The sequence below is a fragment of the Arthrobacter sp. TE12231 genome, from assembly GCF_054062895.1.
This window is the reverse complement of the sequence record NZ_JBSSFS010000001.1, coordinates 3,448,074-3,463,792: the sequence shown is the minus strand read 5'-3', so window position 1 is coordinate 3,463,792 and position 15,719 is coordinate 3,448,074. Positions and strand designations below refer to the sequence as shown.

Below are 15,719 nucleotides of genomic sequence, written 5' to 3'. Positions count from 1 at the left end.
CTTTGCCGTCGAAATGGCCGCCATAAGTGATAGCGCAACAAGGAGGGGAAGGGCGGCCGCGGCGCTCGCGGTCAGCCAGCCTGCCAGGACACGGGAAGATGCTTTACCCCATAGACGATCGTGCTTTCCATCCGCTCCAGCTGCGCACCGGGGTCCACTGCCAGCCCGGGCAACCGGGAGAGCACGGCCTGCAGCGCGACCTTGGCCTCGAGCCGGGCCAGGGGAGCCCCGAGGCAGAAGTGGATGCCCTGCCCGAAGGCGAGGTGACGGTTGGGTGAGCGGCCGACGTCGAACACATCGGGATCCGGGAACTGCTCCCCGTCGCGGTTCGCCGAGCCGATCCAGGCCACGAGGGGCGACCCCGCAGGAATCGACCGGTCGCGCAGCGTGGTGTCCACGGCCGAGATCCGATACATGGACTGTACGGGGGAGCGGTAGCGCAGCACCTCTTCGATCGCCTGCGGGAGCAGGTCCAGGTCGGCGACAAGGCGCTCCGCCGTGCCCGGCGATTCGGCGAAGCACAGTACGGCATTGCCGATCAGGTTGGTGGTGGTCTCGTTGCCCGCGACGAGCAGCAGGGCGCAGAATCCGAGCAGCTCGATGACGCTGAGTTTCTGCCCGTCGATCTCGGCCGCGAGGAGCGCGCTGATCAAATCACTGCCCGGCTGGCGGCGCCGCTCCTCGATCATGCCCATGAAGTACTCCGCCATTTCCCGGTGGGTATCGGGGTGGCCGGACTCGTCGGCGCCCGGAGCTTGGCTCACGATCATGTCAGACCACTGCTTAAACCGGTCCCGGTCCGCGGCCGGGATGCCCATGAGCTCCGCGATCACGATCACCGGGAGTGGATAGGCCAGCTGATCGATCAGGTCCGTGCTGCCCGTGGCAACGACCGGATCCAGTAACTCGTGCGTGAGTGCCAGGATGCGCGGTGCGAGTGCTTCCACCGACCGCGGCGTGAACGCCTGCGTCACGAGGGAACGCAGCTGGCGGTGTCTGGGCGGATCCGTATTGATCAGGCTGGCCGCGAACAGTTGCCCTGTTTCGGTTGGATTGTCCCCGCCCATTCGGGAAGAAAACGTGGCGTGCTCGGACAGAACGCGCTGCACGTCGTCATAGCCGAAGACGTGCCAGACACCGGTCTCCTCATCCTGGAAGACGGGGTCGCTGCGCCGCATGGCTTTGTACTGGGGAAACGGGTTCAACGGCTCCAGAGCCGGAAAATGCACCATGGCTGGCCTTCCTGATGAGGCGGGCGGCCGATGCGTCGTGGGGCAGATCTAAGAGCTGTGAACGCGATGGATCAACCGCATCGGACCAAGGCTCCAACGGGGCGGGCCGCATGGCCCCGTCAGGACCCACCCTAGTACCGCCCGGCATGCGGCGCACAGGAAATCACGGGCAATCACCGGCAATTACAGTAAATCCTGTCGCCTCGGCCACCCGTCAGCGCCGGCGCCTGGCCCGGCCGCCTAACGAAGGGGCAGGGGCTGCCGACAGTACGGAGGAGAACACCCTTCCCCTCACAGAGCAGAATCGGCCCATGATCGTCGTCACACGCCTCAACGGAACGCGCTTCGCGGTCAATCCGGACCTCATCGAACGCATCCACGAGAGCCCGGATACGCATTTGGTGACGCTCGACGGCGCCGCCTACGTGGTCCTGGAAAGCCTCGCGGAAGTGGTCGAGCTCATCGCCGACTACCGGGCTTACATCCTGAGTAAGGCCCGGGACTTCCCGGCCATCACCGGTTATCCGCTGAGCCTGGTCCGGACTGTTGAGCCGGACGACGACACAGACGACACCGACGGAGCCGGAACCACGGCGCCCGTGAAACCCAGAAAGTAACCATGGATCCCGCAACAGTCATCGGACTGCTCCTCGCCTTTGGCTCAGTTATCGCCATGGTGTCCCTTGAAGGCGCCAGCCTGTCGGCACTGCTTCTCCCGGCCCCCATGATCCTGGTCTTCGGTGCCACGCTCGCCGTCGGGATCGCCGGCAACACCCTCAAAGACGTCGTCCAGGCGTTCAAAGCCCTGCCCAAAATGTTCCAAGGCAAGACGGCGAAGCCGCAGGAAAGCATCGACCAGATGGTCCGCTTCGCCGAAAAGGCCCGCAGCGAGGGCCTGTTGTCCCTGGAGGAAGAAGCGGCCAGCGTCAAAGATCCCTTCCTTGCCCGTGCACTCCAGAACATCGCCGACGGCACCGACGCCGAGGACCTCCGGATGCTGATGGAGGACGAGATCGATTCGAAGTCCCGCAGCGACCACGCCAACGCCAAATTCTTCGCCAGCCTCGGTGGCTATGCCCCGACTGTGGGCATCATCGGCACCGTGGTGTCCCTGACCCACGTCCTGGAAAACCTCTCCACCCCGGACCATCTGGGCCCGATGATCGCGGCAGCCTTCGTCGCCACCCTGTGGGGCCTGCTCTCGGCCAACTTCATCTGGCTTCCCTTCAGCGCCCGGATGAGTCGGCTCTCGGAACTGGACATCGAACGGATGACGCTGCTCATGGAAGGCATGCTGTCGGTCCAGTCCGGCGCCCAGCCGCTGCTGCTCGCCGAACGGCTCCGTGCCATGGTCCCGGAGCACCAGCTCAAGAGCACGGCTCGGGGCGGCAAGAAGAGTGACAGCGACAAACCCGGCAAGATGGACCAGGCCGCGTGAGCCCCAGGCGGCGCGGACGCAAGAAGCCGGAAGAACACCACGTCGACGAACGCTGGATGGCGTCCTACATGGACATGGTCACCGTGCTGATGTGCATGTTCATCGTCCTCTTCGCGATGTCCACCGTCGATGCCAACAAGTTCGAAAAGCTCCGCAACTCCCTGGCCACGGGCTTCGGCGCGGTTGCGTCGCAGACAGTGGACACGGCGTCGGGCACCGTGGTGCCGCCGGAACTCGTGGACAAGAACCTCGAGGCGTTCGCCGCCGTGAAGGGCGCGGCAACGGCGTCGCCCGAGAACATGGCCGAGGCGATCAAGGAAGTGGACCGGCTCAAGGCGCTGCAGGCGAAAATGCAGGCCGGCCTGGCAGCGGCCGGGCTGAGCGAAAACGTCGAGTTCCAGATCGACCAACGCGGCCTGACGGTCAAGCTCGTCGGGTCACAGGCCTTCTTCGAGCCCGACCGGCCCGAACTCACGTCCCGGGCCACCCGGGTCCTGCAGATCATCTCCCCGGTCCTGAAGCCGGCCGGGATGGAAATCATGGTCGAGGGGCATGCCGCGAACGGCATTACGGCCTACCCGTCCACCTGGGAACTGTCCTCGGCACGTGCCGTCAACGTCCTGCGTTACATGGTGGACGACGGCGGCATTGCCCCCGCGACCATCGGCGCCGTCGCCTTCGGCTCGGCCCGCCAGGTCAACGACGATTCCACCCCGGAGCTCATGGAGCGGAACCGCCGGGTGGACATCGTGGTCATTTCGGACAAGCCCGACGTCGTCCGCGCCCTCATTCCGGAAGCGTTGAAGCTGAGCGAGAAATAGGCTGTCCCTTGCTTACAGCGGATTGCACCGTATTGCCTAGGGCATACTGCTTACGCCGGCGGATCCCTTGCCGATAGTGGCAACCGTGAGTGTTCTGGATGAGCGGGAAGTGGCACGGGAGCGGACCGTCAGCGTCTATGACTTCCGCCGTCCTGCGACGCTCGCGCGCGAACACAGCCGTGTGCTGGAGCTCGCCTTCGAAACCTTCGCCCGCCAGTGGGGAACCCAGTTGACCGCCAAGGTCCGGGTCAAGTCCGTGGTGCGCCTCGAAGACGTGAGCATGCTCAGCTACGACGAATACGCCGCCTCGCTGCCCGCCGTCACCGCCATGGTCCTTTGCACCGTGGAAGCCCAGGATTCCAAGCTGGTGGTGCAGTTCCCCGGCCCGGCCGCCCTCGGCTGGGTCAACCGCATGCTCGGCGCCTCGAATGATTCGCCCATGCCGGACCGGAAATTTACCCAGATCGAGCAGGCCTTGATCAAGGGCCTCATGGACGAGGCCCTCGAAGACCTCGGCTACTCGCTGGGCCCGCTGCTCAGCGAGACCGTCCGGGTGGACACCATCCAGTACAACTCCCAGTTCGCCCAGGCCGCCGCGCCGAGCGAACTGATGATCGTCGCCTCCTTCACCATGAGTGTCGGCGACGTCAACGCCCCCGCCACCCTGGCCGTGCCGGCCGCCATCCTGCTGGGACGGCTCAAGAAGGTCAACCCCACCGACAACCGCGGCGACGCCGCAGCGCGCATCAGCGCCCAGCTGGAGCAGGTGCCGGTGGAATTGTCGGTGCGGCTTTCGACGTCGTTCGTCACCCCCGGCCAGGTCCTGGGCCTCGCCGTCGGCGACGTCCTGACCCTGCCCCACCTGGAAAACCGGCCCTTTGACCTCACCCTGGACGGAACCCGGCTGGCCACCGCCGCACCGGCCCGCAACGGCTCCCGCGCGGCCGCAGTCATTGTCACAATCGAGGAGAACCAACGATGAGCATCACCCTGACCAAGCACGAATTGTCGGCGGAGCGGCTCGTCGAGGAACTGCCCAGCCCGGTGGCCCTGAAAGTCGTTGCCCTGGTGCCCGCCCGCGCCGCTGCGGCCTACGCCCGCCAGGCGGTCACGGCGACCTTCGTCGGCGCGGTCACCGCCGACCTCGCGCTCATGCTCAGCGACCGCACCTTCCTTGACGAGGCGGCCGGCGCCGGGACCCAGCTGGGACACGTCTCCGTGACCGATGTGCTGCGCCCGGCCATGGAAAGCGCCAGCTCCGTCTTCGGGGCCGGCGTCCTGTCCGACCTGCGCGAATCCGATGTCTCCGGGCTCCTCTCGGACCCCGACACGGCTGTCTTTGAACTGTCCGACGGCAGCAACGCCGCGGCCTGGTTTGCTGTCCGGCTCCGCGAACACGGCAACAGCCAGGACCGCGCCGGGGACGTCTTCGCCGGCGGGGACACGGCGGCCGGCCGGCTCGGCCGCATCAACAACATCGAGATGGCCTTGACCGTGGAGATCGGCCGCACCCGGATGTCCGTCCGCGACGTGCTCTCCCTGGAACCGGGCAAGATCATCGAACTGGACCGCTCCGCCGGAGCCCCCGCGGACATCCTGCTCAACGGCCGCCTGATCGCGCACGGCGAAGTGGTGGTCCTGGACCAGGACTACGCAGTGCGGATCACCCGCATCCTCGACGTCGCCGAGGGGCTCAGCTGAATGGACGCACTGATCCTCGGGCTACGGGTAGTCGTGGCCCTGGGCGCGGTGCTTGGCCTCATGTGGTTCCTGCAGCGCCGGTTGGGCAAGGGCACCGGGCGGCGCCGGGCTGACCGCGCCCTGACCATCGTCAGCCGGCAGAGCCTCGGACAGAAAGCCTCCGTGGTGGTGGTCGACGCCGCCGGGCAGCGCTTCCTGCTGGGCGTCACCGAACACGCCGTGAACGTCCTGCACACGGGGGATATCCCGCCCGAACCCGAAGACGTCCCGGTCCCCGGCATCAGCCGAGGCTTCGGGGATTTCGCCCGCATCCTCGCCGACGCCCGGCCGCTCGCCGGCGACCACTTCAGCAGCCAGCCGGGCCGCCCGGCCGCGGACGGCCACAACGGACTGCTCGCTGACGGCCCGGTGGTTGACGGCCCGTTCGTTGAGAACGCCGACGGCGGCCCGGACCTGCCGCCGTCGCGACGCAGTTCCCTGCACCGGAACCCGCATGCCCGCGGCCCCGCCGGCCGTGGCAGTGCTGCCGGCGCCCCGGCCCATCCGCCCCTGCACGGGTCCATCCTTGCCGGCTCCACGTGGAAGCAGGCCGCCGCCGCTCTCAGGAGCGGACGCCGCAATTGATCCGCCCCCTCACCACCGGCACGACCCGCCTGCGTCCCGCCCGCACTGGACCCTTCCGCCTCCTGGCCCTGGGGCTCGCCGCCGTGCTGTTTGCGGTCCTCCTGCTGTGGCTGAACGCCTCCACCGGCCACGCAGCACCCATCGACCCGGCCCCGCCGGTGGCGCCGACCGATCCGGCCACTCCCGGAACCGGGAACGTCAACATCCAGATCAACGGGGTGGACGGCAAACCCTCCACCGCCGTCCTGACCCTGATCGGGATCACGCTGCTGGCCGTTGCGCCCTCGCTGCTGCTAATGATGACGTCGTTCACCAAGATCTTCGTGGTCCTGGCGATGACCCGCAACGCGCTTTCCCTGCCGTCCATCCCGCCCAACCAGGTGCTGGCGGGGCTGGCACTGTTCCTGTCGATCTTCGTGATGTGGCCCGTCATCAACGAGATGAACACCGCCGGCATCCAGCCGTACCTCAACGGCACCCTGGACTTCAACGGTGCGGTCAGCGCCGCGTCGGGTCCGCTGCAGCACTTCATGCTCGCTCACACGAGGGAAGAGGACATTGCCCTGATGTCCCGCGCCGCCGGGGCCGAGAACCCGGCATCCCCTGAGGCCGTCCCGCTGCAGACCCTCATTCCGGCGTTCATGATCTCCGAGCTTCGTGCCGCATTCATCATCGGCTTCGTCATCTTCATCCCGTTCCTCGTGATCGACCTCGTGGTGTCCGCGGCCCTGATGTCCATGGGCATGATGATGCTGCCGCCGGTCATGATCTCGCTGCCCTTCAAGATCCTGCTCTTCGTCCTCGTGGACGGCTGGGGCCTGATCATCACCGCGCTCGTGCAAAGCTATGCGGGCAGCGGATGAACGCCAACGCCGTCCTGGACATCTGCCTCCAGGCCATGATCGTGGCCGCCAAGCTCGCCGCACCCGTGCTGGTCACGGCGCTGGTGGTGGGCCTGGCCATCTCGCTGCTGCAGTCCATCACACAGCTGCAGGAAGCCACCCTGTCCTTCGTGCCGAAGGCCGCCGCCGTGGCCGTGGCCCTGATCGTCTGCGGACACTGGATGATTTCGGAGATGGTTACGTTCACGAACGACCTCTTCGCGAAGATTCCGTCCCTGCTCGGAGGCCTGTGAGGTGGGCATCCCCATCGACCCGAGCTGGCTGGAAGTCCTCCTGCTGGCCACGGTCCGGATGACCGCCTTCCTGATCGTGGCACCGCCGTTCTCGCACCAGGCGTTTCCGGGGCGCGTGAAGGCCATGCTGGGACTGGGCCTGGGGCTGGCAGTGACCCAGCGCCTGGCGGGCGGTTACACGCCCCGCGATACCGCCGGGTTCCTCACCGGAGTGGTCCTGGAGCTCGTCACGGGCTTTGCCCTGGGATTCCTGGTCCTGGTGATCTTCTCCGCCATCCAGTCCGCCGGCAGCCTGATCGACCTCGCCAGCGGTTTCCAGATGGCCCAGGCCTTCGACCCCCAAATGATGGTCAACGGCGCCCAGTTCACCCGCCTCCTGCAGATGGCGGCGCTGGCCCTGCTGTTCGCCTCCGACGGCTACCAGCTGGTCATCACGGGCCTCACCGGCAGTTTCGCGGCCCTGCCCCTGGCCGGGGGAATAGACCTGACACAGCCCGTCCAAGCCATCATCGCGGCAGTATCCGGCATGTTCCTGGCCGCCGTGCAGATCGCCGGGCCCCTGCTGGTGGTCCTGTTCCTCGCCGACGTCGGACTCGGCCTCCTGACCCGCGTTGCACCGGCGCTGAACGCGTTCTCGCTGGGCTTCCCGCTCAAGATCCTCCTGACCCTCATGCTGGCCGGCTTCATGTTCCTGGCCCTGCCGCGGATCGTTTCCAGCCTCGCCGGACAGGCGGCCAAAGCTGTGCTGGGGGTGGGCTGATGGCGGATTCACAGGAGAAAACCGAGCAAGCCACCGACAAACGGATGAGGGAGGTCCGCTCCAAGGGCCAGCTCTCCCGCTCGCAGGACCTCACCGCCTGGGTAGGCGTGGGTGCGGCCGCCCTCATGCTGCCCAGCACTGTGGAGCGGGGCGCCAACGCCGCCGCGGACCAGCTCTTCAGCATCCGCGGCATCATCTCGGCACCCGACCCCGGCAAAGCCGTCCAGGCGCTGGAGGACGGTTTTGCGTCCATCGCCGGCATTGTCGGGCCCCTGCTGGTCGTCGTGTTCCTGGCCGTCCTGGCCGCCTCCGCCCTGCAGGGCGGCGTCCACCTGAAGAAATTCCGGTTCGAATTCGAGCACTTCAACCTGCTCAGCGGGGTCAAGCGGCTTTTCGGCGCCCAGGCGGTGTGGGGCGGCATCAAAGCGCTGCTGAAGGCAAGCGTGGTGGGGCTGGTGCTGTACATGGTGGTGCAGGGGCTCGTCCCGGTGCTGCTGACCGCGGGAGGACTCCCCGTGGCCGGTGTTACCGCGGCAGCGGCCGGCGGCATCGCCTCCCTGGTCCAGTTCGCTGTGGCCGCCGGCATCGTGCTGGCCGCGGCGGACTTCTTCGTCGTCATGCGGCGCAACCGCAAGAAGACCCGGATGTCCAAGAAGGAAGTTCAGGACGAGAACAAGAACAGCGAGGGCGACCCGCTGATCCGGTCCCAGCGCAGGGCCCGCCAGATGGCCATGAGCCGGAACCGCATGATCGCCGCGATCGGTGATGCCGACGTCGTCCTGGTCAACCCCACGCACGTGGCCGTGGCCCTCAAATACGAGCCCGGCAAGTCAGCCCCCCGCGTGGTGGCCAAGGGCGCCGGCCACGTGGCCGCCAGGATCAGGGCAGAAGCCGAGCAGAAGAACGTGCCCATGGTCCAGGACATCCCGCTGGCCAGGGCCCTCCACGGAGCCTGTGAGCTGGGCGATGAGATCCCGGTGGACTTCTACCGGGCGGTGGCCGGCGTCCTCGCGTTCGTCATGGCGCTCAAGGCCCGGGGCGCCGCCGCCGGGATGCACCGCATGAGCCGCCCGGCCGCCATTGTGGGAGGCGCTGCATGAGGCACCGCATGAGGCAACGGCAGATGAAGCGCCGCGGGACAACTTTGGGAATCAGCGTCTGTGAAAGGACCGCACCATGAACAACAGGCTGAACCGGCTGGCGGTGCCAATCGGCATCGTGGGGATCGTGCTGCTGCTGGTGGTTCCCGTGCCCGCGCCCCTGCTCGACTTCCTCATCGTCTGCAACATCCTGCTGGCACTGCTGGTGCTGCTGACCAGCATGTTCGTGAAGAAGCCCCTGGACTTCTCCGTGTTCCCCTCCCTGCTGCTGGTGGCCACGCTGTTCCGGCTGGGCCTGAACGTCGCCTCCACCCGCCTGGTCCTGGGCAACGGGTACGCCGGGCAGGTCATTGAGGCCTTCGGCAAGGTGACGGTCGGCGGTTCCATGATCATCGGCGCGGTGGTGTTCCTGATCCTTGTGGTGATCCAGTTCGTCGTGGTCACCAAGGGCGCCGAGCGCGTGGCCGAGGTGGGCGCGCGCTTCACCCTCGATGCCATGCCCGGCAAGCAGATGGCGATCGACGCCGACCTCAACGCCGGGCTCCTCACCGACACCCAGGCCAGGGAGCGGCGGGCCGAGGTCTCGGCCGAGGCAGACTTCTACGGCGCCATGGACGGCGCCTCGAAGTTCGTCAAGGGCGATGCCATCGCGGGCATCATCATTATCATCATCAACTTCGTCGGCGGCATCGCCATCGGCATGATCCAGCGCGGCCTGGACATCGGCGACGCCCTGAACACCTACGGCCTGCTGACCATGGGAGACGGGCTCGTCACCCAGATCCCGGCCCTGCTCATGGCCGTCTCCACCGGCATGATCGTGACCCGGTCCAACGCCGAGTCGGACATGGGCCGGACCGCGTCCACCCAGCTGCTGCAGTCACCCAACGCGCTCATGATCGCCGGTGTCGCCGCCATGGCCATGGCCCTGATCCCCGGCATGCCGCCCATCCCGTTCATCCTGGTCGGCGCCGCACTGATCCTCGCCTCCCGCCGCACCGCCGCCAGCCAGCAGCTGGCGGAGAGGGCCCGGGAGGCCGAGTCCACCGCGCTGAATTTCCCGGAGATGGACCCCAACGAGAAACTTCTGGAGGACATGCGCATCCACCCCGTGGAGATCCTGCTGGCTCCGGACCTCGTGGACATGGTCTCGGGCGCCTCTGACGACCTCCTGGCCCGGGTCCGCTCCCTCCGGCACAAGATCGCCATGGAACTGGGCCTCGTCATCCCGCCGGTGCGCACCCGGGACAGTGTGGACCTGCCGCCGGCCACCTATTCGATCCGGATCGCGGGCGTGGAAGCCGGGCGCGGCACGGCCCCCAGCGGCCAGATGCTCGCCCTGGGCGACAACCTGGACTCGCTCCCCGGTCCTGCGATGATCGAACCCGTGTTCGGGCTCGCCGGGAAGTGGATTCCGGGGGAGATGCGCCACAACGCCGAAATGACCGGTGCCACCGTGATCGACCGGGTCTCCGTCCTGGTCACCCACCTGTCCTCGATCGTCTCGGCCAACGCGGCCCGGCTGCTGTCCCGCGAGGACGTCCGCGTCCTGACCGAGGGCGTGCGCAAGCAAAGCCCCTCCGCCGTCGACGAACTGACCCCCGCTCTGCTCTCCCTCGCCGAGCTGCAACGCGTCCTCCAGGGGCTCCTGGACGAGCAGGTGCCCATCAACGACCTCGCCCGGATCTACGAGGCCCTCACGCTGCGCGCCAAGATTTCCACGGACCCGGAATCGCTCGTCGAAGCCGCCCGGCAGGCCCTCGGCCCGGCCCTCACGGCCAAGTTCATGGACGGTCCGGTACTCAACGTCATCATGATCGACCCCGTCCTGGAGCAGCACATGCTCGAGGACATGCGGCCCGCGGAAGGCGGCAGCCAGATCGTCATGGGGCAGGACAGGCTCGACGCCGTGCTGCGGTCCGTGAGCTCCGCCGTCGACGCCGCGGCCGCCGCCAACCGCCAAGCCGTGCTCGTGTGCGCCCCGGCGCTCCGGCCGGCCATCCACCGCCTCGTGGGGGCACAGCCGGGGTCGGTTCCGGTGCTGTCCTACCGCGAGGTGACCTCTGCCAATGTCCGGATCGAGACAGTAGGAGTCGTGCGCCATGCCGAACCGCTATCGGCTTAAGGGAGCCTCGCTCGATGAGATCCGCCGCAAGGCGGAACAGCAGTACGGGCCGGCCGCCAGGATCGTGTCCGCCGAACGGGTCAGTAGTCCCGGAATCGCCGGGCTCTTCGCTCAGGACCGCTACGAGGCCATGGTTGAGGTCCTGCCCAAGCATGAAGTCGTCACCGGCGAAGTGGTGCCCGACGCCGACATCCTCGCCGGGGCCGACGCAGACCCCGCCGCCAGCCCCGCCATTGGCACGGCCGCCGGCGGGACCCGCGCGACGGCCTCCGCAGGGAAGCTTCCCGATGCCGGGAAGTTCGACGCCGGCGCTGCCGCCGGCGCCAAGGCCGCGGCGGCTCCGTCCGCGTCCCCCGCCGGGGAGCCGGGCGGGCCGCCCGAGGGCCGGCCCGCCGTCGGACCGGCCCATCACCTTCACGGATCCGCCATCGCCGCACTGCTGGAAGAGGCAGACGCTGCTGAACTGAGCTTGCACCGGCCCGCAGCTGCAGGGGTTTCCACCGAGTCGCGGGACTTCGCCGAGATCCTGGAGCAGCTCGGCGCCGGACTGCGCGCCCCGGCGGAACCGGTGGCCGGTCCCGCGGGGCGTGCCGCCGGAACCCCCGCAGGTCCGCTTTCCGCCCCCGGAACTCCGGCAACCCAAGCTCCCGCCGTTCACGGTTCCATCGTTCACCCGCCTGCCGTTCCAGCGTCTGACGCCGGGATCCCTGCCGTTAAGGTGGCTGCCGCCCGCGACGCCGGGCGCCCCGAGACGCCGCTGGCGGCGGTCCCGGTCCCGGTCCCGGTCCCGCTGAGCGGCGTCGGCGACCTCGTGGCCCTGGTCGGGCTGGGGGACGACGCCATGGATGCCGCCCTGGCGATGTCGATGGCCGCCGGCGGTGCCGATGTGCGGACCGCCGGCGACCTCTCCGCCTACGGCCACCTGCACGTTGACGGCCGCCAAGGCGCCACGGCCGCCCGCGCGCACGCTGTGGTCACGGAGCGCACCGTCCTGGTGGCGTTCGGAATCGGCAGGGCCCGGAACACCCTGGCCCGGGTGCAGTCCGTGGCCGCGCTCTCGGCCGACCAGATCTGGGTGGTGGTTGACGCAGGGCGCAAGCATGAGGACACGGCGCGCTGGGTCGGCGTTCTCGCGGCCCAGCTCAACCTGACCGCCGTGGCGGTGGTCGGCGCCTCGGAGACCGGAACCCCGGAAAGCGTCAACGCCCTGGGACTGCCCGTGGGCTGGATCGACGCGCGCCCGGCCGGCCCTGATGTGACATGGCAGAACCGGCGGGAATCGTCCGGCGCTCCCCGCGGCGAAGGGTAGATTGAGAGGATGCTGGTACTTACACGCAAGCCGGGCGAACAGATCATGATCGGCGACGGCATCGTCATCACGGTTCTGGAAGGCCGCGGTGACGGTGTTCGCATAGGCATTGAGGCGCCCCGGGGCGTGCCGATCCAGCGCCGGGAAGTCATTGAGGCCATCGCGGCGGCAAACCTCGCCGCGGCGGAAGCCGGACCGGATACTGAAGACGCGCTGCGCGGTCTCATGCCGCCGCCCGCAGCCCCCGCCGCCGACTGAGCCGGCTCCGGATCAGTCCCGTTCCATGCCCAGGTATTGCGCCAGGAGGGGCTGGGACGTGCGCCGCACCACGGCCAGGGACCGCTCCAGGTTCCCCGCCGTAGTGAGCTGATCCAGAAGCCCGGCCGTGCCCGCCGGGCCGGGACGTCCCCGCAGCGGGAGCGCCCGCAGCGCCTGTTCGTTCACGCGGGCGGCCTCGCCGAGCCGGGCCAGGAGTCCACGCAGGGCGTCCAGATGCTCGCCCAGGATCTCGGGCCAGGGCCCGGCGGGTGCGGCCGAAATCAGTTCCACGAGCGTTGTCTGTGCCGGCAGGCCCCATTCGGCCGCCACGGCCGCAGATTCGACGCTCCGGGCCAGGGCTTCGAAGCGCAGGCGGTCCAGCACGGTTTCGACCTCGGACGCCATGAAGTTCAGCCACTCCAGATTCCCGGCGTCGACGTGCAGCCGCTGCGTTTCCAGCCTGAACAGGAGCAGCTCCAGCTGTCGCCGCTCCTGCCACAGTGCTGCGGAGAGATCACTTGCGCTCATGGGCCCCATTCCCTTGCCGCCGCCTGAACCAGAGCTGAAACAGGCGATCGCGCGGTTACCGCATTTTTGGCCAAGCTTTTTCCTGAGGGTACACGCAGATCGCGGATCAAGTGATAGGTTTCCACCATGGGTGCTGCACCCCACTATCGAACGCTGACTCCTATGGGGGGAGTACCGGTCCGTTCTTGGGTGCGGCTCTCGGCGTTTTAAGGGTCTACGACCCTTCGGATCCGGTCTCATGGGGGGACACAGTAGTGAATCGCGTGGAACGCAACGAGATGGTCACGCAGCACCTTCCGCTGGTGGGGTATCTCGTCTCAGATTTGTGCTCAAAGGCGTCACACCTTTCTCGCGATGACTTGGCCTCTGCCGGCGCTATTGCCCTGATCACCTCGGCCGATTCGTTCGATCCGGACCTCGGTGTGCCCTTCGGCGCGTTTGCGCGACGGCGCATCCTTGGCGCTTTCGCGGACGAGATGCGGGCCAGTGATTGGGCCACCCGCTCCGCCCGCCGGCGGATCAAAGAAACCATGTCCGTGCAGGAAACGCTGGCGTCCGCGCTGGGCCGCACTCCGACGGTGGACGAAATCGCGTCCGCACTGGGTGTCCAGCAAAGCGTGGTGGAGGCCGCGCTGGCCGATGCGTCCCGCACGCTGACGCCCCTCGATGAGGCCGTGGTGGACACCCTCGCCGCTGAAACCCTCTCACCCGAGCACTCCGTGCTTGCGGACGAACGGCTCCAGTACCTCCGGGCCGCCGTGAAGTCCCTGCCCGAACGGATGCGCTACGTTGTCGAGGAAATCTACTTCCGTGACCGGACGGTCAAAGACCTCGCCGCGGAACTCGGATCCACGCACGCCGCAGTATCCCAGCAGCGGTCCGAGGCCATCCGGCTAATGCGCGACGGACTGACGGCCCACTACGCCGACGACCCCGAACAGGCCTTCGAACCCCAGTCCAGGATTACCCCCCGACGCCGCAACGATTACCTCAGCCAGCTCTCCGAGGCCACTTCGGGAGGCATCACCCGGGCCATTTTTCCGCAAGGCCCGGTCCTCAACGAGGCTGTCTGAGCGGGCCCTTCACGGTTAGTCAGCCTACTTAGTAAGCTGACTGAGAAATTCCTCCCGGAACCATCGCGGCGCGGCGATGCCCTGCGGTAGCGTCGAAGATACCGGCCGGAGCGCCACCAGATGGCGCACGAGGCCTTCACTGCACCGGTTCTATCGAGGAGGACGCATGAAAGCATCACCCACACTGACGAACAACCTGCAGGCGGTTCTGGTGGACCTGATTGAACTGCATGTCCAGGGTAAGCAGGCGCACTGGAACATCGTGGGAACCAACTTCCGGGACCTCCACCTTCAGCTTGATGAAATCATCGACGCCGCCCGGGGATTCGCCGACGACCTCGCCGAGCGCATGCGCGCCCTCCACGCCCTGCCGGACGGCCGCAGCTCCACGGTTTCCAAATCCACCGCACTCGCGGAGTTCCCCGCGGGCCTGATCAACACCAAGGACGCCATCGAACGGATTGTCGCGGCCCTGGAAGCGGCCGTCGGCACAATGCGCAAGGTGCACGATGAAGTGGACGAGGAAGACCCCACCACCGCAGACCTCCTGCATGAGTTCATTGCGAAGTTTGAACAGTACGCCTGGATGGTCAATGCGGAAACCATGAAGGCCACCGCCAGCGTGACCACACCTGAAAGCAAGTAGGGGTCGGCTCCCACCGCCCGCCCTTCCCTAAAACACAGTGTCCGGCGCCGGGTTGTCCCGGCGCCGGCCGTTGCGTTTAAGCGCCCTCTTGACTTCCCTCCGGACCGGCGAATACTTAACGATGTGCTTAACAATTCAGCGGTCCGCGGTCTCAGTGAGCGGGAGCTCGACGGCGTCTTCCACGCGCTCGCCGACTCCACCCGCCGCGCAATCGTGGTCCGGCTCTGCGACGGGCCGGCTTCGGTCTCGCAGCTGGCCGCGCCGTTCGGGATGAGCCTGCCCGCCGTTGTGCAGCACCTGCAGGTCCTGGAAGCCAGCGGCCTGATCCGCAGCGAAAAGATCGGCAGGGTCCGCAGCTGCAGCATCGACCCTGTCACAGTCCGGCGCGCAGAGGACTGGCTGGGCCAGCGCCGGACGCCGGGGGAGCGCCGCCTCGACCGGCTGGAGCAATTCCTGGATCCCAGCCTCCACACTGAGCAATGAGGAGTCCGTCATGAGTGTCCCCGTTACGCACGCGAGTTTTTCCCTGGAGCGCCGGCTGAACGCACCGCCGTCGCGCGTCTTTGCCGCGTTTGCCGACCATGCCAGCAAGAAGAAGTGGTTTGGCGGTCCGCCGGAGTGGTACCAGGGCGAATCCAGCCTCGACTTCCGGGAGGGCGGCCGCGAGACCGACGTCGGAGGTCCGGTGGGCAGCTGGGTTTCGACCATGCATGCCATCTACCACGACATCGTCGAGAACGAGCGGATCGTTTACAGCTACGAAATGCTGCTCGATGGACGACGCATGTCCGTCTCGCTCAGTACGGTCGAACTCGAGCCCGACGGCGACGGCACCCTGCTGACCTTGACCGAGCAGGGCGCCTTCTTCACCGGGTCCCCGGAAAGTGACGGGGCTCAGGTCGCCGGGCGCAAGGAAGGCACGGGCGAGCTCCTTGACGCCCTGCAGAAGTACGTCGACGGCAACTGAGC

The 15,719-nt window shown here is 67.5% G+C and carries 19 protein-coding genes; 17 read left to right on the top strand and 2 right to left on the bottom strand.

Features of this window, described 5'->3' with window-relative positions:
• Positions 1-71: 71 nt before the first annotated feature.
• Positions 72-1,232, bottom strand: a complete 1,161-nt coding sequence (locus ACVWYS_RS15495; protein WP_456507441.1) for a cytochrome P450 — start codon at positions 1,230-1,232, stop codon at positions 72-74.
• Between the two features lie 311 nt (positions 1,233-1,543).
• On the opposite strand from ACVWYS_RS15495, the gene ACVWYS_RS15490 reads away from it, so the two are divergent.
• From ACVWYS_RS15490 to ACVWYS_RS15430, 13 genes are all read left to right on the top strand, one after another.
• Positions 1,544-1,849, top strand: coding sequence for a flagellar FlbD family protein (locus ACVWYS_RS15490; protein ID WP_344363436.1), 306 nt, complete (start codon positions 1,544-1,546; stop codon positions 1,847-1,849).
• Between the two features lie 2 nt (positions 1,850-1,851).
• Positions 1,852-2,670 carry a motility protein A gene (locus ACVWYS_RS15485; RefSeq protein WP_456507440.1) on the top strand — a complete coding sequence of 273 codons (819 nt, stop codon included), beginning with the start codon at positions 1,852-1,854 and terminating at the stop codon, positions 2,668-2,670.
• A complete protein-coding gene (locus ACVWYS_RS15480; protein WP_116766993.1) occupies positions 2,667-3,491 on the top strand; it encodes an OmpA/MotB family protein in 825 nt (274 codons plus the stop codon). The genes ACVWYS_RS15485 and ACVWYS_RS15480 overlap by 4 nt, the downstream gene beginning before the upstream one ends.
• A gap of 85 nt (positions 3,492-3,576) precedes the next feature.
• On the top strand, positions 3,577-4,473 hold the full coding sequence (locus tag ACVWYS_RS15475; protein ID WP_237563415.1) for a flagellar motor switch protein FliM: 897 nt from the start codon (positions 3,577-3,579) through the stop codon (positions 4,471-4,473).
• On the top strand, positions 4,470-5,192 hold the full coding sequence (fliN, locus tag ACVWYS_RS15470; RefSeq protein WP_344363443.1) for a flagellar motor switch protein FliN: 723 nt from the start codon (positions 4,470-4,472) through the stop codon (positions 5,190-5,192). The genes ACVWYS_RS15475 and fliN overlap by 4 nt, the downstream gene beginning before the upstream one ends.
• Complete coding sequence (gene fliO, locus ACVWYS_RS15465) at positions 5,193-5,816, top strand: flagellar biosynthetic protein FliO (RefSeq protein ID WP_456507439.1); 624 nt, start codon at positions 5,193-5,195, stop codon at positions 5,814-5,816.
• Positions 5,813-6,679 carry a flagellar type III secretion system pore protein FliP gene (gene fliP / locus ACVWYS_RS15460; RefSeq protein WP_344363447.1) on the top strand — a complete coding sequence of 289 codons (867 nt, stop codon included), beginning with the start codon at positions 5,813-5,815 and terminating at the stop codon, positions 6,677-6,679. The genes fliO and fliP overlap by 4 nt, the downstream gene beginning before the upstream one ends.
• On the top strand, positions 6,676-6,951 hold the full coding sequence (gene fliQ / locus ACVWYS_RS15455; protein WP_090956900.1) for a flagellar biosynthesis protein FliQ: 276 nt from the start codon (positions 6,676-6,678) through the stop codon (positions 6,949-6,951). The genes fliP and fliQ overlap by 4 nt, the downstream gene beginning before the upstream one ends.
• Before the next feature lies 1 nt (position 6,952).
• Positions 6,953-7,711 carry a flagellar biosynthetic protein FliR gene (locus ACVWYS_RS15450; protein ID WP_116766989.1) on the top strand — a complete coding sequence of 253 codons (759 nt, stop codon included), beginning with the start codon at positions 6,953-6,955 and terminating at the stop codon, positions 7,709-7,711.
• A complete protein-coding gene (locus ACVWYS_RS15445) occupies positions 7,711-8,811 on the top strand; it encodes an EscU/YscU/HrcU family type III secretion system export apparatus switch protein (protein WP_116766988.1) in 1,101 nt (366 codons plus the stop codon). The genes ACVWYS_RS15450 and ACVWYS_RS15445 overlap by 1 nt, the downstream gene beginning before the upstream one ends.
• A gap of 76 nt (positions 8,812-8,887) precedes the next feature.
• Positions 8,888-10,936 carry a flagellar biosynthesis protein FlhA gene (locus tag ACVWYS_RS15440; protein WP_116766987.1) on the top strand — a complete coding sequence of 683 codons (2,049 nt, stop codon included), beginning with the start codon at positions 8,888-8,890 and terminating at the stop codon, positions 10,934-10,936.
• Positions 10,914-12,245, top strand: a complete 1,332-nt coding sequence (locus ACVWYS_RS15435; protein WP_456507438.1) for a hypothetical protein — start codon at positions 10,914-10,916, stop codon at positions 12,243-12,245. Before ACVWYS_RS15440 ends, ACVWYS_RS15435 begins: the two co-directional genes overlap by 23 nt.
• Positions 12,246-12,254: 9 nt before the next feature.
• Positions 12,255-12,503, top strand: a complete 249-nt coding sequence (locus ACVWYS_RS15430; RefSeq protein ID WP_456507437.1) for a carbon storage regulator — start codon at positions 12,255-12,257, stop codon at positions 12,501-12,503.
• A gap of 12 nt (positions 12,504-12,515) precedes the next feature.
• On the opposite strand, the gene flgN is transcribed toward ACVWYS_RS15430, so the two are convergent.
• Positions 12,516-13,031 (bottom strand): flagellar export chaperone FlgN, encoded by a 516-nt coding sequence (gene flgN, locus ACVWYS_RS15425; RefSeq protein WP_344363456.1) that lies wholly within the window; start codon positions 13,029-13,031, stop codon positions 12,516-12,518.
• 254 nt (positions 13,032-13,285) lie between these two features.
• Between flgN and ACVWYS_RS15420 the strand changes: the two genes are divergently transcribed.
• From ACVWYS_RS15420 to ACVWYS_RS15405, 4 genes are all read left to right on the top strand, one after another.
• Positions 13,286-14,104, top strand: coding sequence for a sigma-70 family RNA polymerase sigma factor (locus tag ACVWYS_RS15420; protein ID WP_456507436.1), 819 nt, complete (start codon positions 13,286-13,288; stop codon positions 14,102-14,104).
• 166 nt (positions 14,105-14,270) lie between these two features.
• On the top strand, positions 14,271-14,750 hold the full coding sequence (locus ACVWYS_RS15415; protein ID WP_091251364.1) for a Dps family protein: 480 nt from the start codon (positions 14,271-14,273) through the stop codon (positions 14,748-14,750).
• Positions 14,751-14,873: 123 nt separating this feature from the next.
• Entirely contained in the window at positions 14,874-15,233 is a 360-nt protein-coding gene (locus ACVWYS_RS15410; RefSeq protein WP_456507435.1) for an ArsR/SmtB family transcription factor, read from the top strand.
• 10 nt (positions 15,234-15,243) lie between these two features.
• The gene (locus ACVWYS_RS15405) at positions 15,244-15,717 is read left to right on the top strand and encodes an SRPBCC family protein (protein ID WP_456507434.1); all 474 of its coding nucleotides are present in this window, start codon (positions 15,244-15,246) and stop codon (positions 15,715-15,717) included.
• Positions 15,718-15,719: the final 2 nt, after the last annotated feature.

Coding starts and splice junctions, on each gene's coding strand:
- ACVWYS_RS15485 (WP_456507440.1), top strand. CDS start 1,852: ATGGATCCCGCAACAGTCATCGGACTGCTCCTCGCCTTTGGCTCAGTT.
- ACVWYS_RS15490 (WP_344363436.1), top strand. CDS start 1,544: ATGATCGTCGTCACACGCCTCAACGGAACGCGCTTCGCGGTCAATCCG.
- ACVWYS_RS15445 (WP_116766988.1), top strand. CDS start 7,711: ATGGCGGATTCACAGGAGAAAACCGAGCAAGCCACCGACAAACGGATG.
- fliQ (WP_090956900.1), top strand. CDS start 6,676: ATGAACGCCAACGCCGTCCTGGACATCTGCCTCCAGGCCATGATCGTG.
- fliN (WP_344363443.1), top strand. CDS start 4,470: ATGAGCATCACCCTGACCAAGCACGAATTGTCGGCGGAGCGGCTCGTC.
- ACVWYS_RS15435 (WP_456507438.1), top strand. CDS start 10,914: ATGCCGAACCGCTATCGGCTTAAGGGAGCCTCGCTCGATGAGATCCGC.
- ACVWYS_RS15440 (WP_116766987.1), top strand. CDS start 8,888: ATGAACAACAGGCTGAACCGGCTGGCGGTGCCAATCGGCATCGTGGGG.
- ACVWYS_RS15430 (WP_456507437.1), top strand. CDS start 12,255: ATGCTGGTACTTACACGCAAGCCGGGCGAACAGATCATGATCGGCGAC.
- ACVWYS_RS15495 (WP_456507441.1), bottom strand. CDS start 1,232: ATGGTGCATTTTCCGGCTCTGGAGCCGTTGAACCCGTTTCCCCAGTAC.
- flgN (WP_344363456.1), bottom strand. CDS start 13,031: ATGAGCGCAAGTGATCTCTCCGCAGCACTGTGGCAGGAGCGGCGACAG.
- fliO (WP_456507439.1), top strand. CDS start 5,193: ATGGACGCACTGATCCTCGGGCTACGGGTAGTCGTGGCCCTGGGCGCG.
- ACVWYS_RS15405 (WP_456507434.1), top strand. CDS start 15,244: ATGAGTGTCCCCGTTACGCACGCGAGTTTTTCCCTGGAGCGCCGGCTG.
- ACVWYS_RS15415 (WP_091251364.1), top strand. CDS start 14,271: ATGAAAGCATCACCCACACTGACGAACAACCTGCAGGCGGTTCTGGTG.